The sequence below is a fragment of the Alteribacter populi genome (assembly GCF_002352765.1).
In the GTDB taxonomy this organism is placed as follows: Bacteria; Bacillota; Bacilli; order Bacillales; family Salisediminibacteriaceae; genus Alteribacter; species Alteribacter populi.
In genome coordinates, this window is sequence record NZ_KZ293963.1 from 4,215,740 (window position 1) to 4,237,956 (window position 22,217).

Consider the following 22,217-nt stretch of genomic DNA (forward strand, 5'->3'; position numbering starts at 1 on the left):
TTTTCCCGAGGAGGCTTGGCGGTTCGTCCGGTTATTGCAAATTAATAAGAAAAAATGAAAGAAGAATATCATTATGAAGTTGTATGCATTATTAAATAAATGAATTATGAAAGTGATTCAAGTAAATATGCTAAGATGAAAAAGTGAGATAATGGAAAATGTTATATAATAAAGGAGATGTAATAATGAAAAGAGTCATTCCACACATCATTATTGAAAATTGTAAAGAGGCAATTGAGTATTATCAGGAGATTTTCGGCGGTGAAATAAAAAATGTTCAATTGGCAGATGGTATCGAAATGTTTAAGGGACATGAAGGAAAATATATTCACAGTGAACTATATATAAACGGTGGTTGTATTATTTATTTTGTTGACGTATTTAATCAAAAGCTAAATCAAGGCAACAACATCCAATTTGCTTTAGAGCTTGACAATGAAGTGGAGATTAACAAATTATACGATTCCTTATCTAAGGAAGGACAAGTTAAAATGGAGTTACAAGACACCTTTTGGAATTCTAAATTTGCAATCGTCACGGATAAACACGGTATTACATGGGAGCTAAACTTCCCGAAATAACTTATAATGAAATATGAATGCTATGGGATAGACCTCCATTAATACTGGGGGCTTCTTTTTTCTAGAATCCAACTTTTGAAGTAATTGTTAAATTGTATGTGATAGGAAGACACGTTGTAAAGTAAATACAAAAAAATAAATTTGGGGTGAGATTTTGCAGACTAAAATAATCACAACCATCATTAGTTGGGGGAACGCTTTACTATTGGCATTCACGATTTCTTTATTAATCAGCATCTTTATCGTTCAGCCATATACAGTGAGCGGTAGTTCAATGGAACCTACACTTGAGGGATCAGACCCTTTAAATGAAGCTAAGACAGCCGACCGTGTTATGGTCTTTAAAAGTTCTTCTAAGTTTGGAAGTGAACCAAAAATTGGCGATGTTGTCATTGTTGATAGCCAAGTAGAAAAGACAAGAACCTTAAAGGATGATTTACTTGATAACCCACTTGTTGGAATATTCACTAATTCAAATGAAGAAAAGAAAAATTGGATTAAAAGAGTAATTGCAATATCAGGAGACAAGGTAGAGTTCAAAAACGGGAACGTATACCGTAATGGGGAGAAGTTGGAAGAATCATACATAAAAGAAGAAATGGATGTACCATTTGAATCACTTGTCATCCCAGAAAATCATGTATTTGTGTTGGGGGATAACAGAAATAATAGTAGCGATAGCCGAGATATTGGGCCTGTTCCGGTTGAGAACGTTGTCGGGAAAGTTATTCTGAGATTTTACCCTTTTGATAAACTAGAAATATTTTAATTAGGACATCGGAGGAGAGCTGCTGATAAGAAAGGTCTTGGTCTGAGATTTAAATGGGCGAATAATGAAGAGTGCTGGATCTTGAAAAGTGAGTTATTTGAATAGTAAACATTAGGTGTTTCCTTATTAAGGAGAGACCTTCTTTTATATTGTGGGAACTATCTGTCCATTTGTGATTGGTTTGGAACCTATAAAATTAGGCAGAAAAGCACTAGTTGAAATGAAACTAAATGCAAAACGAATATGATAAACTATTTTTTGTGACTAATGTCATGTTTCGACAAAAAATAAGGGGGAATAGACATGTTTCGTAAAATTAGCACAAAGTTAATTGTTAGTTTTACTATTTTAATTGTGTTGATTTTACTAACTGTATCCACAGGTACATACTTAGTTAGTAAACAATCAATTGAAGACAATGCCAGAGAGCAAGCTACTGGAAGCATCCAAGAAATGAAAACCATTACAGAGCTTTATCTGGATCAATATAGTAAAAGTGTTGACCGTTTTAGTCGTCAATATGATGTAATAGAATACCTCAGAAGCGATGAAAATGAAGTGGTAAGTCAGACTGAAGAGAATTTACAGCGAGATTTTGAGAGTTATTTGGAGAATTATCCGAATATTAGCTTGTCTTACATAGCCGCTACGGATGGTAGAGACATGTATACCGTGCCGGAAATTGATTTGCCGGATGACTTTGACCCTACGTCCAGACCTTGGTATGAGGACGCAGTTGCTGCACCTGGAGAAATCATCTATACAGAACCTTATATTGATGCAAGTAATGGTGAATATGTGTTAACTGTTGCAAAAGCGATTATCGATCCACAAACGGATAATCTTCTTGGCGTTGTCTCTAACGATATAAGTCTAGATGCTTTAGATGCAATTATTAGTGAAAGCATCGTTGGTTATGATGGTTATGCGTTTTTATTCGATGAAAACGGAGTCGCGATGGTCCACCCTACCGAAAGAGAAAGTGATTTATCAGAACTAGGTTACATTCAAAGGATGTATGAGTCTGATGACCAAGGCTATTATGATTACACACATGATGGTGATGAGCGGTTTTTAGCTTATAGTACAATCGATCAAACAGGCTGGAAAGTAGGGACTGTCTACCAACAGGAACGCCTTCTTGCAGAATCAACTCAAATTTTAATTGTCATTTTAATTATCTCATTGATTGGCTTTATTATCGCTCTACTAGTAACGTATCTTCTGTCTCGAAGTATTACGAAACCACTATCAAACTTGAAAGAGCAAGTAAGTAAAGTTTCAAATGGAGACTTGACGGTTAGAGTTCAATCGAAGTCAGCAGATGAGATTGGAGAATTATCAACTGATTTTAATAGTATGGTTGGTAGTATGAAGGAGTTAATTTCTTCCGTAGAAACCTCTGCTAGCGATGTTTCTTTGTCTTCTGAAAGCTTAAGTGCTATGGCAGAAGAAACGACGGCTTCAAGTGAAGAAGTAGGTAGAGCGATTTCTGAGATTGCTACAGGTTCTAATCAACAAGCCTCGGAAATTGATGAAGCAAATCAAAAATCGATGGCATTATCAACGCAGATCGATAAAGTGAATGACAAAAACCAAGAAATGGGTACTTTTTCAAAAGAAGCAAACCAATTAAGTAAAGATGGCTTGTCACAAGTTGAAGCTTTAAAAACCAAAACAAATGAATCCAATACTGTCATACGATCGGTTAATGACGTAATCTCGAGTTTAATTGGTAAAGTGAAAGAAATTGAAGATGTGATTGATACGATTAATTCAATTTCAGATCAAACGAATTTACTTGCTTTAAATGCGTCGATTGAAGCCGCGAGAGCAGGTGAACACGGGAAAGGTTTTGCGGTAGTAGCTGAAGAGGTTCGTAAATTAGCTGAGCAGTCTTCGCAAGCAACAGAACAAGTTCGTCATACCATTGTCGGCATCCAAGATGAAACGAATAATGCATCAGAAGAAATGGATCGTACAAATAAAATCTCGCAAGAACAATTGCAAGTTGCGTTGGATACAGAAGGTGTCTTCCATTCTATCGATGACACATTGATCAAATTTGCTAATTCGATTGAGGACATTAGCCGCAATATTACGGAAATGAATCAATCAAAAGATGAAGTAGTTGGATCATTCCAAAGCATTGCTGCAGTAGCGGAGCAGTCTGCAGCATCAACGGAAGAGATCACCGCTTCCACTGAAGATCAAATTAAAGCAATTGCATCGATCTCGGAATCAGCAGAACAATTAAATGAATCCAGCACCAAGCTACAAGAGATGATCCGTGTATTTAAAACATAAAGAAGTACGTGTTCAAAAAGGAGCATAAAAGAGCCGAGTATATCGAGGTGGTGACGTCTTCGAGCACCAGAACGTATGGTGTTAATATGTGAGGAGCATAGAAACAAGCCAGCGAGCTTCCCCAAGATGGGGTGACTTCTGCGTTCGCCACAGGACGTGGCGGTACTTAGTAGAAGTTCCTATAATACGATAGCTATTTTAAGCGGACCTTTTGAACAACCTCATAAAGTTGTAAGAGAAGGCTGACAAAATTAGTTGGCCTTCTCTTTTTAGGCGTTCTCTTCGCTCAAATGATGAATTACGGGACGATTATTCATTACTTAATTGGAAACTTTCACTCTAGCGTGACGGGACAAGCGAATACTGCAAACGCCCAAGAAGTTAAAAGCAAAAACTTTAGAGATACGAACCTTGTAAAAGACCTCAATGACCATAATCATTGAGGTCTTTTTATAAGATCTGAAGGTATAGGTGGATAGCTATCTTTACGCCTCATCTGCGGCGGAAGCTAACGCTGTTTTTAATAAAAGACCGCTTTGCACTTTTTCTTAAGAGTTAAGAGAAAATATAGAAATCTACGTTTCGATGTCTAGCTCCAGCGACGAGCGTTACTTCGTGAATAAGCTGCTAGTTGTCTCGACAGATACACATCGAAGCATTGCTAGCAGAGGAAGAGACAGCTACGAGGTCACTTTAGCCTGTCAGAAGAAGCCCAAAAGCACTTTTTATTGGACAGAACATTTGCATTTCGCCGATAGTCGGCGAAATGCGCTTTTCTTATAGATGTATATCAATATTTTTTATTACGTTATAAACACGATGTTAGTCATATTTGCAATATGAAAGATCTGTAAATTCAGAAAACAAAGAATTTATTCATCGTAATGTATTGACAGCGCTTTCACAAACCGTTACTTTTAATATAACGTTTTTTTGTCGTGTCGTGATTTTTTTATAATGGAAGGGGTAGTATCTATGTCAACTTTTGTTCAAGAAGAAACGTGGGGACAGTCCGAAATGGCTGAACTTCAGTTTATGCGATTAAAAGAAACGGTCAATCGGGTCTATCAAAATGTACCTTTCTATCGTCATGCATTTGAAAGTGAAGGAATCACATCAGATGATGTGAGATCCTTAGCCGACCTGCAACGTTTACCATTTACAAAGAAGCACCATTTACGAGATAATTATCCGTTTGATTTAATTGCTACACCTATGGATGAAGTGGTTCGAATACACGGGTCATCAGGTACGAGTGGAAAGCCTACAGTTGTTGCATACACAAAAAAGGATATTGAGCATTGGTCAGATATTGTTGCAAGAGCCATTTATATGGCAGGAGGTCGAAGAGGAGACCTCCTTCACAATGCGTATGGCTATGGCTTATTTACTGGAGGGTTGGGATTGCATCATGGTTCGGAACGTTTAGGTTGTGCGACGATACCGATGTCAGGGGGAAACACAGCCAGACAAATCACTCTCATTCAAGATTTCAAACCAAGAGTTATAAGTGCGACACCTTCATATTTAATGAACATTGGCGAAACGATGAAAGAAATGGGAATGGATCCAACTGAATCAAGCTTAAAGTATGCGATTCTTGGTGCTGAACCTTGGTCTGAAGAAATGAGAGCAGCGATTGAAGCGTTATTTGACTTAAAAGCGATGGACATCTATGGATTAAGTGAAGTGATGGGACCTGGAATTGCGATGGAATGTGTTGATTGTCAAGACGGTCTCCATATCGCAGAAGATCACTTTATTGTTGAAGTAATTGACCCCGAAACGCTTTTACCGGTTCCGGATGGGGATGACGGGGAACTGGTGTTTACGAGTCTCACAAAAGAAGCGTTGCCAATTATTCGGTATCGTACAGGTGATATTGCCTCGATCACACGAGAGCCGTGTAGGTGCGGACGGACAACAACAAAAATGAGCCGTGTTAAAGGTCGGATTGATGACATGTTAATTATTAGAGGCGTTAATGTCTTCCCATCTGAAATTGAACGGTACATATTACAGATGGACGAGCTTGTTTGCCATTATCAGATTCATTTGCATAAAAAAGGCGTGATGGATCTAGCAGAACTACATGTGGAAGTGTGTGAATCGTTCTTTGATGCTTTACCTGATAAGGATTTGACTCATCCTATTGCAGAGGATTTAGTAAAACGTATTCAACGAACGTTAAAAATGCAAGCTCTCGTCTCTATGGATGTTTTTCTGAAAAAACCTAATTCGATTCCACGCTCAGAAGGTAAGGCAAAGCGAATCGTTGATCACCGTTCTCCAACATTATCAGTCTCAAAATAACGAGAAGAAAATTTTTTATCGATATTTTTCTGAAGATTAAATCAACTGTTGGTTAAAAAGGGAGGGAAACTGAAATGGGAAGAGAACGAAAGTATGGTGAGATTCACCCTGGGGTCAAGTGGGGGCCGTTTACGATAAGGCTTCCCGGTGTTCATTTAAAACTTACACCGAGTCAGCACATCCAAGGTGGGCTGATATTATTGGCCACATGTGGTTCAATCACCCCTTTAGTCATGCAATATTTTGAAGTGTCATTCGAGGTGGCGTGGACGATTAGTTTAGTCATGCTGTTTTGGGTTTTGGCACAAACCGTTTTATTCGGAGACGTTTACGCTGCTGGCGCGATCACAGCGGGACTACCATTAACGATCGTGTTCATGAATACACTCACCCCAGGGATTGAAGCCATACATGGGATGATTGCATTAACGCTTGTGGTTATTGCACTCTTTTTATTCTTTGGTGTGACGAAGTTAGGTGAAAAGTTTAATGCGATGATTCCGGTTGCTTTAAAAGCAGGAATTATTATGGGGGCGGCTATCGCGGCTTTTCAGTCTGAAATCAACCGTTTACCCGAGATGCCCTTTTCACTTATTACCGCTTGGATTGTCGTTCTTGTGTTGATGTTTTCGATCCCTTTTTCAAAATTGCCGAACACAAAGGTGAAACTGTTTTTTGGATCGAATGCCTTGCTTGTTTCTTTTGCATTTGCTGGTCTGGTAGGTTTTTTCACTGGCGAACTAAGTTATTCGATTAGCTGGGGAATTTTCGTTCCTCCTATAGGGGAGACAATTTCTACATTGTCACTTTGGTCTGTAGGGTTCCCTTCGTGGGAAGTGTTTCTCACTGTTTTACCAATAGCGCTAATTATTTATGTACTCGCATTCGGAGACCTAGTAGTTGCTCATACGTTACTTAAAGGGGCCGATAAAGCAAGAGAGGATGAAAAAATTGATATTAACCCAACGCGAAGCCATTTCGTATTAGCCACTCGAAACATCGCTCAGCTTCTAACTGCAGGGCCTTTATTGTGGATACACGGACCGATTTGGACGGGGGTGCAAGTGTTTTTAATTGAACGCTATAAAAAAGGCCGTCACGTGATGGACTCGATTTATGGAGGACCTATGAATTTTTACCTTATGGCGATACCTTTGGGGCTACTCCTTCCGGTTATCGGGATCATCATGCCACTGTTTCCAGTCGCTCTTTCTGTTACATTATTATTAACCGGATTTGCTTGTGCGTATGTAGCAATGTCTATGGTTCATAATAATATTTCACGAGGAATGGTACTAGCCATCGGGATGCTGACGGCAACTTTAGGGCCAGTATGGGGAATCGGAATTGGAATTGGTTTGTATTTTATTTTAATAGGACGTCATGGTGAAACAAAAGCAGTGGAGTCCCAATTCGGCGGTGATTCCGAAGAGAAAGAACAGACGGCGTAATAAAAACAGAGGAGAGCTTGGTAGATACCGAGCTCTCCTCTGTTTTGGGGGTATGTTAAAATAGTGGTCTTGAGTGGAAGTTAATGGAGAACTGTTAAGTTAAAAACAGAGCTCCACAAAGTTTATTGTATTAAGAAAGGGTATGGTCGATTTTGGAATTGAAATTACCTAAAAGCTTTTGGTTTTCGATCATTATTTTTGTTGCATTGCAATGGCTTGCAATACCTGTTTTAGCTCATTTTGCTCATACTCCTGCTGATATTGTCCGGGGTGTTCTGTTCATTGTCGGTATTATTTATCCAATCTATTACATTTCAACATTGCTTTATTTGAGAATGGTAAACAAGCTGGATGGAGAACAAATTATGCTTGCGGCTGTTTTTTTGTTAATCCCATTGTTTGCGTATCTTCCAATTGTCAGTTAAGAAAAAGTGACTTAAATTAATCAATTGTCATCTTTTTCTGTTTGGTTCATGTGTATTCTTCTCGCTCCGATTAATCCCTTTTTCCAGTGAGACTTAAGTTTTGTGATTTTCACTTTCTTTCCTTGGCGAAAGGTATGAAGGATCTTTCCATTTCCTAAATAAAGGGCGACATGTCCAATCTTTTCAATCCCAGCTCTTTTTCTGCGCTTAGAAGTCGTAAAGAATAATAGATCACCTCTTTCTATTTTTTTTAGCGAGATTTCTGATCCTATTTGAAATTGTTGCCGCGAGTTTCTTGGAAGAGTAATGCCGTTTTTGTGAAAAATGTATTGAATAAATGAGCTGCAGTCAAAAGTGTTTGTTTGAAAGGGAGGAGCATTATATAAGTAAGGCACCCCCAAATGGTGCAACCCTGTAGAAATAATGTTATTGGTGCCCATCTCTTAACCTCCATCTAGTAGTTGATAACTATATTTTATTGTTGAAAATTGTCATTGATTGGACAAGAAGAGGAGGTCATATCTGTATTTTTAAAAGTCTGTTTCGTAAAGTTTGTTCCTTTTTAGGTATGCAACAATTAGCAACAATCTTTTTTAGAAGATCTATTAGAACTATAATTTCGACAACATCTAATGAGGACCACTTCCACGGAAGAGGTCCTTTGCTTTTTTTCACACTATTCGATAATTTTCAAGGAGTAGCTGACAATTTGTGTTAAAATAAGTGTAAATTCGACAGTAGACAAAAGATATTTTGGAAATAAACTACCTTAAGCATGAAAATCGATATGATTAATAAAATTTAAGAAGCATTGTTTTGAAAGCAAATTAGTTAGAAAGGAATGCGCTTATGAACAGTGAAGTGGTGAAGGTTCAATATAAAAAGAAATGGACAATGAAGAGGGTCGGCCGGTATGTTGCCGGAGGGCTGGTTGGGATTTTCCTGCTTTCCTCATTATTTGGTTACTTTAAACCGTTACCTGAAGGGATTTCTTATGAAGGAGAGGTCCATCAAGGCGATGTGGATTTATTAATTGATTTAACCTATTCGAGTGAGGACGGCACGAATAAGGATCAAGTTATTTTTGATCACATTCATGACATGATCAATGGGTCAGAGGAATTTATTTTGGTGGATATGTTTTTATTTAATGATGATTATGATCGTGGTGAAGATTATCCTCCACTCGCACAAGATTTAGTGGATGCTCTAGTTGAAAAAAAGAAAGAATATCCCTCGATAGAAATCGTCGTTATGACGGATCCTATTAACAGCTTTTATGGGTCATATCAACCAGAACCATTTAATCAGTTGGAGGAATATGGTATTCACTTACTTGTGACTGATTTAACAGCTCTTAGAGACTCGAATCCTGCTTATTCTGGCTTTTGGCGGGCGATTCCCCAATGGTTTGGAAATTCCGAAAATGGCTGGCTACCAAATCCGTTTAGCCCGGATGCCCCTGAAGGAACAATCCGCTCTTATTTGAAATTGTTGAACTTTAAAGCGAATCATCGGAAAGTAGTAATCAATGAAAAAGAAGGTTTTGTCACCTCTGCTAATCCTCATGACGCGAGTGGCTATCATTCTAATATTGGATTTGTTTTAAGAGGAAATATTTTAGAGGATCTCGTAGAATCAGAGCGAGCTGTTGCCGAAATGTCCGGTGCAAGTGAAGAATGGTTCGATTCGTTTGTTGTTGAGTCTACGGTCGAGGAGGACGTTGACTTAAACAAGGTTCAGATCATTACAGAGGGAAAAATAAAAGAGCATTTAATTGAGGAGATCGGTGCTGCAAATGAAGATGATACGATTTATTTAGGCGCATTTTATTTATCCGATCGCAAGATAATTAAGGAATTGCTTAAAGCTGCGGATCGAGAGGTTGATGTCAGATTAATTTTAGATGCAAATAAGGATGCGTTCGGACGTGAGAAAAATGGTGTTCCAAACCGACCGGTAGCCTATGAACTAATGGAGAAATCAGATGGTAAAGTTCAAGTGAGGTGGTATAACACGAGCGGTGAGCAGTACCACACCAAGTTAATGATGATCGATAAGCCCGAAGAAGCAGTATTAATAGGAGGGTCAGCTAACTTTACGAAACGAAACCTCGGAGATTTAAACTTAGAAACAAACGTAAAGGTTGTCGGTGACCCGCAAGACGAAACGATTGTGAATGCCAGAGATTATTTTACGATGCTTTGGACTAATGATGGTGCAAAATACACATTAGATTATGAGGAATATAAGGATGATTCGCGATTTAATCGGTGGTTATATCGTTTCCAAGAATGGAGCGGACTGTCGACGTTTTAAAGGAACAGATAGTGTAGGAAGACTAGTCAGTGAGGCTAGTCTTTTTTGGGTGTGGAGTGAGCTTTTCGGCATGCTGAGCTATGATTCCGGCAACGAACGAAACTATCTAACTTTTAAAGTTTAACTCACAGTTGACAATTGGAAGAAACCGTCATACGATAATTGTAACTTAATGAAAGGAAGGTACCTTATACAATGAAGCAGTAATCCTAATTTATTAGACATTAATTTTACTTTATTTAATTTTGTCTAGATAGGATTAGTCTGTCCATTTTTAGGTAGCTTACTTTAACAATAGAAATAGTGATTTATCCTCTTAAATGCATGTTAAAAAAAGAGCCGAGAAATTCAGGGAAACGCGACTTTGAGCATCGGGACGTATGTGGTTATAAACGCCACGTCCTGTGGGAACGCCTGTGCTAGCACTTCCTCAACGTTGCGACAGCTATTTTTTCGAACTTTTTGAACTTCCATAGGAGATAGTCTATTTCTGTTTACCTAATATACATCTAATCCTCTCTAGCACTATAGGGAGGTTTTTTTATGCTTTTATTAGAAGCGAATCAAATTGAAAAAAGTTATGGTGACCGTCTTATTATAAAGGTGGAGCAGCTTCAAGTATACGAAGGTGATCGTATCGGTATCGTTGGTAAAAATGGTGAAGGGAAATCAACACTTCTAAAAATGATAGTTGGTGAACTTGAGCCTGATCAAGGTAAGGTGCAGAAATTTTGCTCAGTTGCTTATATTCCCCAACTTGAGGACGCGGGTTTTACGGGGGCTGACAAAGAAAACAACCAGTGGAACGTACCCTTGGGCGATTCTCTTAGCGGGGGTGAAGAAACGCGGAAGAAAATTGCTGCCGCTCTTTCATCAGATGCAAATGTTATTGTCGCCGATGAACCAACCAGTCATCTCGATGTGAAAGGCGTTGAAAAATTTGAGCAAGAAATGCAAAGCTTTCGAGGTGCTTTTGTGATTATTTCCCATGACCGACAACTGTTGAATCAAGTTTGTACGTCAATTTGGGAAGTGGAAGGTGGTGAGGTCACCACTTATGAAGGAAATTACAGTGACTACTTGGATCAAAAAGGGCACGCGAAAAAGCGAGAGTGGTTTGAGTATGAACAGTATCAGAAGGAAAAAGAACGGTTAGTTCAAGCAAAATTAGAGAAAAGTAAGCATTCTAAGTCACTAAAAAAAGCCCCAAAAAGGATGGGCAATTCCGAGGCGAGGCTCCATAAAAGAAGTGTGGGCCTAAAGAAAGCTAAGCTCGATAAAAGTGGTAAATCGATTCAATCAAGAATTGATCAGTTAGAGAAAAAGGAAAGGCCAAAAACCGAAGATGAGCTTATTTTTGATATGAGTCATTTTAAACCAATCCACAGTCGTGCGGTCGTGTCGTTTGATCGAGTGAGTGCACGGGTGGGTGCTAGGACACTGTTTACGGATTTACAAGGATTCATTAAACCAGGAGAAAAAGTAGCAATAACCGGGGATAATGGCACAGGTAAATCTACCCTGCTGAAAATGCTTGTCAGAGGTTATGATGGGATTTCTGTTGCACAACCAGCAGTGATCGGATATTTTCACCAGCAGTTAGAAAATCTTGAAGAAAATAAGTCGATTTTAGAAAACGTGAAAGAAACGAGTCAATACTCAGAACAGTTTATCCGTACGGTTTTATCAAGGCTGCTTTTTAAACGAGAAGAGGTTCAAAAGCAAGTTCATATGTTAAGTGGAGGAGAGCGTGTAAAAACGGCGTTAGCCAAAGTGTTTTTAGGTGATTATAACGTTTTGTTACTCGACGAGCCGACGAATTTTCTCGACCTTCATACAAAAGAAGCGCTGCAAACTGTTCTAAAATCGTACCCGGGGACAATTCTTTTTGTTACTCATGATCGATATTTTGTTAAAGAATTAGCAAAGCGTGTCATTGTTATTGAAAACGAGAAAGCGGTTTTAAAAGAAATTGATAATCTTAATCAAATCGATAAATCGGTTGGAAAACAAAATGATGAGTCTAATGCACTCGCCATTGAGATGGAGTTAACTGAGACGATTAGTAAATTATCAATGTCGGTTGGGGATAAGGAGAAGGAGGAGTTAGAGGAAAAATATCAGGAATTGTTAAAAATGAGAAAACGATTAAACAAATAAGGTGAGAAATAACAGCGGGGGCCGTTTCCGCTGTTATTTTATTTAAAGCCAAAAGCAACCTTCACGTCTCTTGTATCAAGTGAAAAACATCCTTGAGACTTAAAAACAGGCAGTGGAAGCTAACGTTGTTATTTGTTACCAAAAATTAACAATTATCGTTTGAATCATGGTTTTCAATGACGATATCATCGTCTCTCGTGCTCTCTAAGGGCGAATACGATGATTAAATGAACTTGTTGGATAAATGGTGACGCTTTCATACGGTATATCCCCCTATTTCTCACTACCTCATGTTTACCCCTTGAAGTCAAAAATGAGAATGTTACGATTATTAGCGTGATTCAAAAGAGCAGATCAAGAATGTAACAGCCAAGAATAATAACTTTAAAAAAACAGACGAAATTTTAACAGAAAAGCAACTCAACTTAAGGAGATGGATACTTTTATGTCAACAAATTTACGCGTAGCCTTTATCGGGGCAGGAAATATGGCAGAAGCGATGATTTCTGGGATTGTCAAAACGGGAACATTAGAACCAGAGCAAGTGATCGTTACGAACCGAAGTAACGAAGATCGCTTACTGGAACTTCATAACCAATATGGAATTCAAGGAATCGTTCGGGATCGCTTACCGATATCATCGGCGGACGTAATTATATTGGCGATGAAGCCAAAAGACGCCGAGGAGTCACTTATTTCGATTAAAGATCAAATCCGTCCGAATCAAGTGGTGATGAGCGTATTAGCTGGCATATCCACTTCATTTATGGAAGAGCATTTACAAGACGGGCAGCAGGTGATTCGCGTAATGCCAAACACTTCAAGCATGATTCAAGAATCAGCTACAGCCATCTCACCCGGTGAACATGTGACAATGAAAAACGTGAAGGTTGCTAAAAGCTTACTAAGATGCATCGGTGAAGTGTATGTGATAGAAGAAGAGCAAATGGACTTATTTACTGGAATTGCTGGAAGCGGTCCTGCTTACTTTTATTATCTCATGGAAAACATCGAAAAAACGGCGATTGAGAACGGCATGAGTGTTGCTAAAGCAAGAGAGATTGGCGCTCAAACGATCTTAGGTGCAGCAAAAATGATGCTTGAGCGTGACGAAACACCAGCGGAACTTCGCAAAAATATTACTTCTCCGAATGGCACAACCGCATCTGGTCTTGAAGCACTGGCTGATAGTGGCGGAGGAAGTGCGATCAAAGCTGCCGTTCTAGGCGCAATGAACCGTTCAAAAGAAATCAGTGAACAGCTAGAAAAAACACCGGTCCACCAATAATAGGAACGTAGGAGTGAATCAACAAACATGTCGCTAACAAAACGAGTCGTAATTAAAATTGGAAGCAGCTCATTAACGAGCCAATCAGGAGACATTAGTCGTAGAAAACTTGAAAATTTAACAGACCAAGTTGCGGAGCTGAAAGACCAAGGACACGAAGTCTTGCTTGTTTCATCTGGTGCAGTAGCCGCTGGTTATCGTACCCTTGGGTTTGTAAATCGACCAGATTCCCTGCCGGAAAAGCAAGCTGCTGCTTCCGTTGGCCAAGGGCGTTTGATCGAAACGTATTCTGAACTTTTTTCTTCACATGGCTATGCTGCATCTCAAATTTTAATTACACGTAGCGATTTTTCAGAAGAAAAGCGTTATAACAATGTTCGCAACACCATTAACGTTCTCTTAGAGCGAGGGATAGTACCCATTGTGAATGAAAATGATACCGTTACTACTGACCGACTTTGCTTCGGGGATAATGACACCCTTTCTGCCAAGGTCGCAGGTCTTGCCGCAGCGGATCAACTGATTATTTTATCCGATATTGATGGTCTGTATAACGCGGACCCGCGAAAAGACTCATCAGCTGAATTATTAGAGAAAGTATCAGAAATTACCGAAGACATTGAAGACATGGCAGGTGAACCAGGGTCGGATGTTGGAACAGGCGGGATGCGTTCTAAAATCGATGCCTTTAAAATTTCAATGGCATCCGGCATTCCATCTTTCTTGGGACGTTCTGGTGTGGATAACATCTTAGTTGAAGCAGTGAATGAAACAGCAACTGGCACGTATTTTACGTGCAAAGAATCTGATCCAAATTTAGATCATAAACGTCAATGGATCGCATTTAACTCAGGTCCGGAAGGCGAGATTACGATAGAAGAAGAGGCAAGACACGCGATTGTCGATGATAAAACGCATTTACTCCCGAGTCAGGTGTATCAAATCAACGGACACTTTGATAAAGGCTCGGTTGTTCACATTAAAGATGTAAATGGTACAAAGCTAGGGCTAGGTAAAATGAATTATTCCTCAGAAGACTTAGCGAAATTTCAAATGAGAAAAACGCAAGACCCATCGCAGGAAGCTGTAATGAATAGTGAAGCGTTCGTTTGTGAGCTTGAAATTGCAATACCTGTCGGTGTATAAATTAGAAGGAGTGATTGGGTGACGACAGTCGTCGAACCAGTAAACGTAAAAGCACAAGCAAAACTAGCACAAAAAGCATCAAAATCTTTAGGCATGCTCTCGACTGAAGAAAAAAATGAAGCACTTCGTGTAGTGGCTGACCATTTAGACCAAAATACAGCCGCAATTATGACTGCGAACGAACAAGATCTACAAAACGGTCGTGAAGCGAATTTCGAGGATGCTTATATGGACCGTCTTGCATTAAGTGAAGGGCGTATTCAGGAATTTGCTCAAGGACTTCGAGATGTAGCAAAGCTAGAAGATCCTGCCGGTGAAGTTGTAACGGAATGGACGCTTGAAAACGGTTTGGATGTCCAAACGATTCGTGTACCGCTTGGCGTTATTGGTATGATCTATGAAGCACGTCCGAACGTAACCGTGGACGCTACCGGTTTGGCTTTGAAATCCGGTAATGCGATCGTGTTAAAAGGTGGATCCACAGCGATACACTCAAACCGAGCAATTGTCAAATTAATGAAAGAAGCACTTGGGAATACAGCTGTTTCAGCTGATGCTGTCCAATTTATTGATAGCACAGACCGTGAAGCAACAGAACAACTTTTCACAATGAAAGAGCACATTGACGTGCTCATTCCTCGTGGCGGCGGAAAACTGATTCAGGCTGTGGTCAACAACGCAACAGTGCCCGTATTAGAAACAGGGGTTGGAAACTGTCACATTTATGTTGATAAAGACGCGGATGTAGATAAAGCGATTTCGATTTTTGTAAATGCAAAAACAGATCGCCCAGCTGTGTGTAACGCAGCGGAAACGTTAATTATCCACCGCGAATGGTTGAAGGCAAATAAAGACGCCCTAGTTAAGGCATTGGAGAAGCACAGCATTGGTGTATACGGTGATGAAAGTGCCGTTGCAGCAATCCCTGGTGCAAAATCAGCTACCGAAGACAATTGGGCGAAGGAATTTTTAAGCTTAGACGTTGCAGTTAAAATCGTAGACGATGCATCTGAAGCGATCGAACACATCGACACCTATGGCACGAAGCATTCAGAAGCGATTGTCACTGAAAATGCTGAAACAGCAAAGCGTTTTATGGGACTCGTGGACGCGGCAGCTATTTATCATAACGCATCTACTCGTTTTACAGATGGAAGTGCGTTAGGCTTCGGCGCTGAGATCGGAATTTCCACACAAAAGCTTCACGCGCGCGGACCCATGGGTCTTCCTGCATTGACGACAGTGAAATATGTGATGAGTGGGAACGGGCAAGTGAGATAAATGAAATGAGAGAGGACCAATCCTGAGGCGGGATTGGTTTTTTTTAAGAAAGGAATAAAGGTTCTTTTCGTATAGGAGTATTTATTTGAGTAATCTATCAGCGGAAATCAGCATGATATCAGCGGAAATAGTTCGAATATCAGCGATTCGACAAATAACGCGCATTACACTAAATGAAAGCAGCTTTGATAAAAGACCGCTATTGCAGAATCCCCTCACTGTTTTATAAAGCGGGGTTCCAAAAAAGGATTCTCTTCTTTTTTAACGAATGAAGTATGTTATGGATAAAAATAGGGATGGCCAAGCTTTTCATTGTTCTGAAAAGCAGTTTGGACTAAGAAAATTGAGGTGATATCATGACTTTTCCAGTACTCGAAACAAGACGACTCGAATTAGTAGAAGTGGACCAGCAGTACGTAAAGAGCTTGTTTGACATTATGTCAATAGAAGATGTGATGAAATATTACGGAATGGATCCTTTGGAAACCGAAGATCAAGCGACCAAAATTATCGAATCTTTCAAACAGAATTATGAGAATAGTAGAGGTACACGGTGGGGGATGATTCTTAAAGAAACGAACATGTTTGTTGGCACCATTGGTTTAAATCAGTTAAACCTTCTCGGAAAGAAAGCGGAGGTAGGATTTGAATTGCACCCATCCTACTGGAGGAGAGGGATTACTTCAGAAGCATTGAAGGAAGTGCTACGATATTCTTTTGAATATCTAGACTTGTTTCGAGTACGAGCCATTACTTTCCCTGAGAATGATGCATCTGGAAACTTATTAAAAAGCTTAGGTTTCAAAGAGGAGGGAAGATTAAGAGGCTACCTTTTCCAAAACCAGCGCTCTCATGATGCGTTAGTATATTCAATTTTAAAGACAGAGTGGAGGTAAACTTGAATGATTCGGAGAGTTGTTGAGGATAAAAGCTTGCTTTATTAAAAGTTATTGCACATTAGAGAAAAGTGCATAATAGCGTTATCAGTAGGAAGAGGTAGATGACATGTCAGTGAAAAAAATAACAGAAGAGTTTATCGAACTAAATGGTTTTTGCTTATACACAAAACGCTACGAGAAGAGTACAGATGGGCCAACTGTCGTTTTTGATGCCGGATATGGGGATTGCTCAAAGTCTTGGAACTCTATTGCTCCTGAAGTTGCGTCGATGACGAATGTGATTGTGTATGACCGAGCTGGTGTTGGAAAAAGCGATAGCAGTCCAAACCCAAGAACAAGCGAATATATCGTAAAGGAACTTCATCAGTTACTAAGGAATTCCAATGCAAATCCACCGTATATCCTCGTTGGTCATTCATTTGGTGGGGTAAATATACGATTGTATACGACAATGTTTCCTGAAGAAGTAGCAGCGATTGTATTAATCGATTCTACACCGGAGGACTATAAAGAAAGGTTCCTTCCAACTATGGACAAGAATTTTCAAAGAGCCTATAATAAACAATTTGTTCATGAAGCAACATACGATGAATTTATGGAAAGTTTAGATCAATTGACAAAGAACAGAAGACATCTCGGCAACCGATCACTTATCGTTTTATCTGCAGGAAAAAAATCACATTACTCAAAGCATTCACAAGAACTTTGGCATAATATGCAAAGGGAAACAGTTAATCTATCGAATCAAAGCGAGCTAATCATCGCTCACAATAGTTCGCATTATATTCAAAACGATGAACCTGAACTCCTCATAAATGCAATTAAAAAGGTATTGAGGAAGCATACTTATTAGGGAAGTATTGCATATGGTGGAGAATTTACTGATATGAAACAAAAGAGAGAATCTTATAAGTGCGTGTTCAAAATGGACCATAAAGAGCCGAGTAGGTCGAGGCGGCGAAGTTTTCGAGCACCAAAGCTACGAGCAAGACATCGTAGCGATGCTAATCTAAGTTCAGCCTTCTCCATTTGTTTCTTTGTCATTTTGTGTAGAAGGAAAGGTCTTCTTCGCATTCAAAGCAGTACAGATGATTATCTTGATAAACCCCATTTAAAAAGCCATCCATACAATAAATTTCTCTCCCGCATTGTGAACAGTTCCCAACCACTTCTTTCATTAAAGGCCCCTCCAAGCATCATTATATTTCGTTCTAGAAACGTTATTATCACGGCATTCAACATCTAGAAGTTGAATGCCGTGAATTATTAGTAATCTACCGAACAGACTTCTCTTTCTGAACCGGCCATTCTTCAATTTTATATGCCATATCAAAGAACATATACTCAAGCTGGCAGCTAACCATGAAGTGGTCTTTCATGCGTTCTTTTTCTTCATCTGATGCTTTTTCTGCTAATGCATCTAGTTTATCTAAATACGCTTGCATTCTCGGTTCGGTTTGGACACCATAAAAGGAGATCCACTCATAAAATGGATGGTTTTCATCAGGTTGGTATTCTTTCATAATTCGCTCGCCGATGTCTAAGTAAATCCATGGGCAAGGAAGCGTTGCAGCAATTATTTCGCCGAGAGATCCTTCGTGAGCAACATTTAACATATGCTTCGAATAGTGCTGGGCAGTTGGAGCTAACGGATACCCTTGCAAGTCAGCATAATCAACACCGGCGACTTGGCAGAAGTTGTTATGCGGGTGAATTTCGCTGTTTAAAATAAACCCAATGCTCGTATTGAACATTTCCATGTCTTCACGCTTCGTACATTTTCCAATTGCTAAAGCTCGTGCCTGGATCATCGCATTTAAATACTCGAAATCTTGCTTTACATAGTGAATCAATTGATCTTTTAATAGTGTACCTTCTGCTATACCTTTTACAAATGGGTGGTTGTAAGTTGCCTCAAAGATGTAATCTGCCTCTTTACGTAACTCTTGGGAAAATGTCATTCAAAATGCCTCCTTGGATTTTTTGAAGCCTTAAGTACGACTATTTAACATGAAAAAAGTCCCTCCGAAATGGAGCGACTAGTTGTGTAAGGGTAGATTACTAGAAGACACGTAATCACACATTTGCTATCTATAGATAACAAGCGTCGACTCCACTTCCCTACGTTGGTACTAACCAAATCAGGTTCAAAGGGACCAAGGTAAATCCTTATCTCAGCTAAAAAGCGCCCCCAGTGGACTTCTCATTTGAAATTAAAAGATCGTACAATTTCACTGTAATGGATGGAGGAAGGTTTGTCAAAGAGAGGATATTATTGGCTTTTAACTAGCTTAGTAAAAACCTTACTAGAGTCAAGCTTTTCATTTCTGTGAAACTTGCCAATATTATAAAACGTAAATATAGTTATAGAGGAACTTCAAAAAGGTTTGGTGAAAATTAGCAATTAGCTTCGAATATAGAGTTTGGGGTCCTTTGAATGGGACAAATAATATAAATTAAAACATTGAAAGAGGGCAAGGAAATGGAACTCCGATGAGTACACAGATATTCCACACATTTTGATAACCGGAAAGGTCTAATTTCCTAACTCTCAATTATGAGAATGGTTATTGAAGGTTGGAAAATATGGAAGCAGGAAGTAATGAAGGAGGACGAAATGGAAATTCGAATATTAAAACCATCAGACGCTCAGAAGTATCGAGAGTTAAGGCTTGAGGCATTACAAACGTCCCCTGAAGCTTTTGCATCTACCTTTGAAGAAGAGAAAGCATATTCAATAGAAACGTATGCTGACAGATTTGAATCCGAACACTCTTTTAACTTTGCTGCGTTTGCTGAAGAGGACAACCTTGTGGGAATGGTTACACTCGTTCGTGCAAATAAAGAGAAATTAAAGCACCGTGCTACGATTTTGGGGATGTATGTTACTCCGGATAAAAGAGGGGAAGGGATTGGAAAACGATTGATAACAGAGGCTATCGATAAAGCTAAAGCCCACGGTGGAATTGAACAAATTTATTTACATGTCGTTACAACGAACGAATCAGCGGTTAAACTTTATTCTTCAATTGGTTTTACTAGTTTTGGAACGGAACGTCATGCGTTGAAATCGGCGGATACATATTATGATGAAGAGCTAATGGTTTTGTTTTTGGAATAGAATGGCATTTTTCGTTTTACTTCTCGTTAACCATTTTTTTATTCAGGAATAGTAATTAAAATCCATTTTTAAACTAACAGTATAAAAATGTTAGGATAACGACATTATCATAGTATTTTTGTGTACTAAATGGGACACACCCTTTTCCGCACTCGCACATAGAATATACAAGCATCAAATATTCGACAATATGTGAGAGGAGAAAAGTATGTGAAAAAGGTGTGGAAAAATACATTATTTTGGGCAATGGTTGTTCCGTTTCTGCTAATTTATGTTACATTGGCTTACTTCACTTATGGAATGATCAATTCCAGCGCTGAAAAACTATCAGTGATGGAACAAGAGATTACTGAAGCAGAAGAAACAGGAGAAGTATTATCATTTCAAGAGAGAAATGAGTATAGAAGGACCTATGATTTGTACTACAAATCTCAACGCTTAATCCAAAGCTTTTGGATGAGGTATATTTTTGATTTCCCGGAATTCAGAGAGCCACTTTAGGTGGTTTTTTTACATAGTGACTGTGGACAAACTACGGGTATACTTTCTGGGCAGAGAAAAGCGATGAGAAAATTGGCTTAAAGACTCAACTAGACTTGAAGAAATAGATTATTAAGATTATTAATTTGATCGCAGGAGGAATTCTTTCATGAAAAACTACATTATATTCGCAGCTAGCTTTACTGGGCTATGGGTAGTCGTTCAATTAATCTCAGGAATTTTCTTAACGATGAATGCTACACAGGAAATTAACATCGCAGACGGTGCAGTTAGTGTAAATCAAGTAAGCTTTGGACAGAGTAATCCATTTTTCTTTATCTTTGTCCTTGCCGCTGCCATACTAGCGTATGCAATAACAGAAAAGTTCACTAAACAACAAAGTCGAGGCTAACATAAACAAACGATCTCCGGGAAGGAGGTCGTTTTCTTATACCGCCGAACGGGGACAGTCCCCGCACAATTTTGTGTAATTTTTCAATATAAAGAGGGTTGGGTCGTCTTTTTGATGAACTGTTATAGAGAGAAGTATGAGAAAAGGAGACTTACGATGCCCCAAATAAAGGATGCCTGGTTTACAGTTCAGCAAATAACGAAGGATACATTTGCGATTAGTGAGTATGGTCACTGGGAGAAGGTTCATTCGTTTTTACTACTGGGGGAGGAGAGGGCGGCTCTAATTGATACAGGATTAGGGATTGAAAATATGAAGCGAATGACCGATCAATTAACGTCACTTCCTATCGTGGTCTTGACAACTCACGTTCATTGGGATCATATCGGCAGTCATGGTGAGTTTGACAAGATTTATGTCCATGAGGCAGAAGAGGATTGGCTTGTGAACGGTATTAAAAAGTTGCCTATTGAACAGATCAGAAAAGATGTTGCTCGTGACATCACAAAGCCGGTTCCGGAAGCTTTTAACTCAGAAACGTACCGACCTTTTCAAGGCAAACCCACTGGCCTTCTGCGTGATGGCGACTCCATTCAATTAGGAAATCGGGAGCTCACCATTTACCACACACCTGGTCATTCTCCGGGACACATCGCTATACTTGATCATAGGCATCAGTTTTTATTTACAGGAGACTTGCTTTACAATGAAACACCTATTTATGCATTTTTTCCTACGACAGACCCTGCACAATTAGTCGCTTCACTTGAAAAAATTGCCCGTATTCCTAAAGTCTCTAAAATTATTGGTTCCCATAATCAAATAGGTCTTAGTCCAGACATTTTGGAAGATGTGAAAAAAGGGATGAGCCAACTTAAAGAAAAAGATCTTGTGAAACATGGAACCGGAATTCACCAGTTTGGGAGTTTTAGTGTTCAATTTTAGCAAAAGAATGAAGGGGAACTAACATGAGTAATGTTAAAATGTCTGGAGTGAGTTGAGTCTGACATTTAAAAAGAAATAATTTGTGAAGATATCATAGCTTAATCTCAAAATTATGAGATTAAGCTTTCTTCTGTTACCAACGAGAGGTATCCAGATGATATGCGGCTTTTTCGTAAGCTAGGTCCGGACCCTGAGATCCAAGTGATACGATAATTAGCATAGTAAACACGAATTTGTGGAGGAAGAGTTTCACACAAAAGGTAGAAATACAGATAATAGTAGCATACTATATACATATGAATGAAAATTAAATACATTCA

The 22,217-nt window shown here is 39.1% G+C and carries 20 protein-coding genes and 1 riboswitch; of the genes, 17 read left to right on the plus strand and 3 right to left on the minus strand.

Annotated elements, in window-relative coordinates; all coding sequences use genetic code 11:
• Nucleotides 1-185 precede the first annotated feature (185 nt).
• The 6 genes from CDZ94_RS19455 (at nt 186) to CDZ94_RS19480 (ending at nt 7,846) form a co-directional block, all read left to right on the plus strand.
• Complete coding sequence (locus CDZ94_RS19455) at nt 186-581, plus strand: VOC family protein (protein ID WP_096439982.1); 396 nt, start codon at nt 186-188, stop codon at nt 579-581.
• Nucleotides 582-735: 154 nt separating this feature from the next.
• Nucleotides 736-1,350, plus strand: coding sequence for a signal peptidase I (gene lepB, locus CDZ94_RS19460; protein WP_232735793.1), 615 nt, complete (start codon nt 736-738; stop codon nt 1,348-1,350).
• A gap of 303 nt (nt 1,351-1,653) precedes the next feature.
• Nucleotides 1,654-3,657 carry a methyl-accepting chemotaxis protein gene (locus tag CDZ94_RS19465; protein ID WP_096439987.1) on the plus strand — a complete coding sequence of 668 codons (2,004 nt, stop codon included), beginning with the start codon at nt 1,654-1,656 and terminating at the stop codon, nt 3,655-3,657.
• Between the two features lie 975 nt (nt 3,658-4,632).
• Nucleotides 4,633-5,970, plus strand: coding sequence for a phenylacetate--CoA ligase PaaK (gene paaK, locus CDZ94_RS19470; protein WP_096439989.1), 1,338 nt, complete (start codon nt 4,633-4,635; stop codon nt 5,968-5,970).
• A 74-nt stretch (nt 5,971-6,044) separates the two neighbouring features.
• Entirely contained in the window at nt 6,045-7,421 is a 1,377-nt protein-coding gene (locus tag CDZ94_RS19475) for a hypothetical protein (RefSeq protein WP_096439991.1), read from the plus strand.
• A gap of 152 nt (nt 7,422-7,573) precedes the next feature.
• Nucleotides 7,574-7,846, plus strand: a complete 273-nt coding sequence (locus CDZ94_RS19480) for a hypothetical protein (protein ID WP_096439994.1) — start codon at nt 7,574-7,576, stop codon at nt 7,844-7,846.
• 20 nt (nt 7,847-7,866) lie between these two features.
• Here CDZ94_RS19480 and CDZ94_RS19485 read toward each other — a convergent pair whose 3' ends face one another.
• Nucleotides 7,867-8,286, minus strand: a complete 420-nt coding sequence (locus CDZ94_RS19485) for a C40 family peptidase (RefSeq protein WP_096439996.1) — start codon at nt 8,284-8,286, stop codon at nt 7,867-7,869.
• A gap of 409 nt (nt 8,287-8,695) precedes the next feature.
• Here CDZ94_RS19485 and CDZ94_RS19490 point away from each other — a divergent pair, with 409 nt between their 5' ends.
• The 7 genes from CDZ94_RS19490 to CDZ94_RS19520 all read left to right on the plus strand — a co-directional run bounded on the left by CDZ94_RS19490 (nt 8,696) and on the right by CDZ94_RS19520 (nt 17,792).
• A complete protein-coding gene (locus tag CDZ94_RS19490; RefSeq protein WP_245415764.1) occupies nt 8,696-10,165 on the plus strand; it encodes a phospholipase D family protein in 1,470 nt (489 codons plus the stop codon).
• A 543-nt stretch (nt 10,166-10,708) separates the two neighbouring features.
• Nucleotides 10,709-12,325: a ribosomal protection-like ABC-F family protein gene (abc-f, locus tag CDZ94_RS19495; protein ID WP_096439998.1), complete on the plus strand. Its 1,617-nt coding sequence runs from the start codon at nt 10,709-10,711 to the stop codon at nt 12,323-12,325.
• A 445-nt stretch (nt 12,326-12,770) separates the two neighbouring features.
• On the plus strand, nt 12,771-13,613 hold the full coding sequence (gene proC / locus CDZ94_RS19500) for a pyrroline-5-carboxylate reductase (RefSeq protein ID WP_096440000.1): 843 nt from the start codon (nt 12,771-12,773) through the stop codon (nt 13,611-13,613).
• Between the two features lie 27 nt (nt 13,614-13,640).
• Nucleotides 13,641-14,759 carry a glutamate 5-kinase gene (gene proB, locus CDZ94_RS19505; protein ID WP_096440002.1) on the plus strand — a complete coding sequence of 373 codons (1,119 nt, stop codon included), beginning with the start codon at nt 13,641-13,643 and terminating at the stop codon, nt 14,757-14,759.
• An 18-nt stretch (nt 14,760-14,777) separates the two neighbouring features.
• Nucleotides 14,778-16,040, plus strand: coding sequence for a glutamate-5-semialdehyde dehydrogenase (locus CDZ94_RS19510; protein WP_096440004.1), 1,263 nt, complete (start codon nt 14,778-14,780; stop codon nt 16,038-16,040).
• 356 nt (nt 16,041-16,396) lie between these two features.
• Complete coding sequence (locus CDZ94_RS19515; protein ID WP_096440006.1) at nt 16,397-16,936, plus strand: GNAT family N-acetyltransferase; 540 nt, start codon at nt 16,397-16,399, stop codon at nt 16,934-16,936.
• Nucleotides 16,937-17,045: 109 nt separating this feature from the next.
• Complete coding sequence (locus tag CDZ94_RS19520) at nt 17,046-17,792, plus strand: alpha/beta fold hydrolase (RefSeq protein ID WP_096440008.1); 747 nt, start codon at nt 17,046-17,048, stop codon at nt 17,790-17,792.
• A 187-nt stretch (nt 17,793-17,979) separates the two neighbouring features.
• Here CDZ94_RS19520 and CDZ94_RS21595 read toward each other — a convergent pair whose 3' ends face one another.
• Both CDZ94_RS21595 and tenA read right to left on the minus strand, forming a co-directional pair.
• Entirely contained in the window at nt 17,980-18,117 is a 138-nt protein-coding gene (locus CDZ94_RS21595) for a hypothetical protein (protein WP_198546737.1), read from the minus strand.
• A 96-nt stretch (nt 18,118-18,213) separates the two neighbouring features.
• A complete protein-coding gene (gene tenA / locus CDZ94_RS19525) occupies nt 18,214-18,900 on the minus strand; it encodes a thiaminase II (RefSeq protein ID WP_096440010.1) in 687 nt (228 codons plus the stop codon).
• Between the two features lie 140 nt (nt 18,901-19,040).
• Nucleotides 19,041-19,142: riboswitch (TPP riboswitch) on the minus strand.
• A 414-nt stretch (nt 19,143-19,556) separates the two neighbouring features.
• Here tenA and CDZ94_RS19530 point away from each other — a divergent pair.
• From CDZ94_RS19530 to CDZ94_RS19545, 4 genes are all read left to right on the plus strand, one after another.
• Complete coding sequence (locus CDZ94_RS19530) at nt 19,557-20,060, plus strand: GNAT family N-acetyltransferase (protein WP_096440012.1); 504 nt, start codon at nt 19,557-19,559, stop codon at nt 20,058-20,060.
• Nucleotides 20,061-20,270: 210 nt separating this feature from the next.
• Nucleotides 20,271-20,561, plus strand: coding sequence for a hypothetical protein (locus CDZ94_RS19535; protein WP_096440014.1), 291 nt, complete (start codon nt 20,271-20,273; stop codon nt 20,559-20,561).
• Nucleotides 20,562-20,709: 148 nt separating this feature from the next.
• Complete coding sequence (locus CDZ94_RS19540; RefSeq protein WP_096440016.1) at nt 20,710-20,952, plus strand: hypothetical protein; 243 nt, start codon at nt 20,710-20,712, stop codon at nt 20,950-20,952.
• A 156-nt stretch (nt 20,953-21,108) separates the two neighbouring features.
• Entirely contained in the window at nt 21,109-21,897 is a 789-nt protein-coding gene (locus tag CDZ94_RS19545; protein ID WP_096440018.1) for an MBL fold metallo-hydrolase, read from the plus strand.
• Nucleotides 21,898-22,217: the final 320 nt, after the last annotated feature.

Excerpts from the sequence above, each read along its gene's own strand:
- proB (WP_096440002.1), top strand. The coding sequence starts at position 13,641 with ATGTCGCTAACAAAACGAGTCGTAATTAAAATTGGAAGCAGCTCATTA.
- paaK (WP_096439989.1), top strand. The coding sequence starts at position 4,633 with ATGTCAACTTTTGTTCAAGAAGAAACGTGGGGACAGTCCGAAATGGCT.
- CDZ94_RS19485 (WP_096439996.1), bottom strand. The coding sequence starts at position 8,286 with ATGGGCACCAATAACATTATTTCTACAGGGTTGCACCATTTGGGGGTG.
- CDZ94_RS19545 (WP_096440018.1), top strand. The coding sequence starts at position 21,109 with ATGCCCCAAATAAAGGATGCCTGGTTTACAGTTCAGCAAATAACGAAG.
- abc-f (WP_096439998.1), top strand. The coding sequence starts at position 10,709 with ATGCTTTTATTAGAAGCGAATCAAATTGAAAAAAGTTATGGTGACCGT.
- CDZ94_RS19540 (WP_096440016.1), top strand. The coding sequence starts at position 20,710 with ATGAAAAACTACATTATATTCGCAGCTAGCTTTACTGGGCTATGGGTA.
- CDZ94_RS19455 (WP_096439982.1), top strand. The coding sequence starts at position 186 with ATGAAAAGAGTCATTCCACACATCATTATTGAAAATTGTAAAGAGGCA.
- CDZ94_RS19515 (WP_096440006.1), top strand. The coding sequence starts at position 16,397 with ATGACTTTTCCAGTACTCGAAACAAGACGACTCGAATTAGTAGAAGTG.
- CDZ94_RS21595 (WP_198546737.1), bottom strand. The coding sequence starts at position 18,117 with ATGAAAGAAGTGGTTGGGAACTGTTCACAATGCGGGAGAGAAATTTAT.
- CDZ94_RS19530 (WP_096440012.1), top strand. The coding sequence starts at position 19,557 with ATGGAAATTCGAATATTAAAACCATCAGACGCTCAGAAGTATCGAGAG.
- CDZ94_RS19475 (WP_096439991.1), top strand. The coding sequence starts at position 6,045 with ATGGGAAGAGAACGAAAGTATGGTGAGATTCACCCTGGGGTCAAGTGG.
- CDZ94_RS19520 (WP_096440008.1), top strand. The coding sequence starts at position 17,046 with ATGTCAGTGAAAAAAATAACAGAAGAGTTTATCGAACTAAATGGTTTT.
- tenA (WP_096440010.1), bottom strand. The coding sequence starts at position 18,900 with ATGACATTTTCCCAAGAGTTACGTAAAGAGGCAGATTACATCTTTGAG.
- CDZ94_RS19465 (WP_096439987.1), top strand. The coding sequence starts at position 1,654 with ATGTTTCGTAAAATTAGCACAAAGTTAATTGTTAGTTTTACTATTTTA.
- proC (WP_096440000.1), top strand. The coding sequence starts at position 12,771 with ATGTCAACAAATTTACGCGTAGCCTTTATCGGGGCAGGAAATATGGCA.
- CDZ94_RS19490 (WP_245415764.1), top strand. The coding sequence starts at position 8,696 with ATGAACAGTGAAGTGGTGAAGGTTCAATATAAAAAGAAATGGACAATG.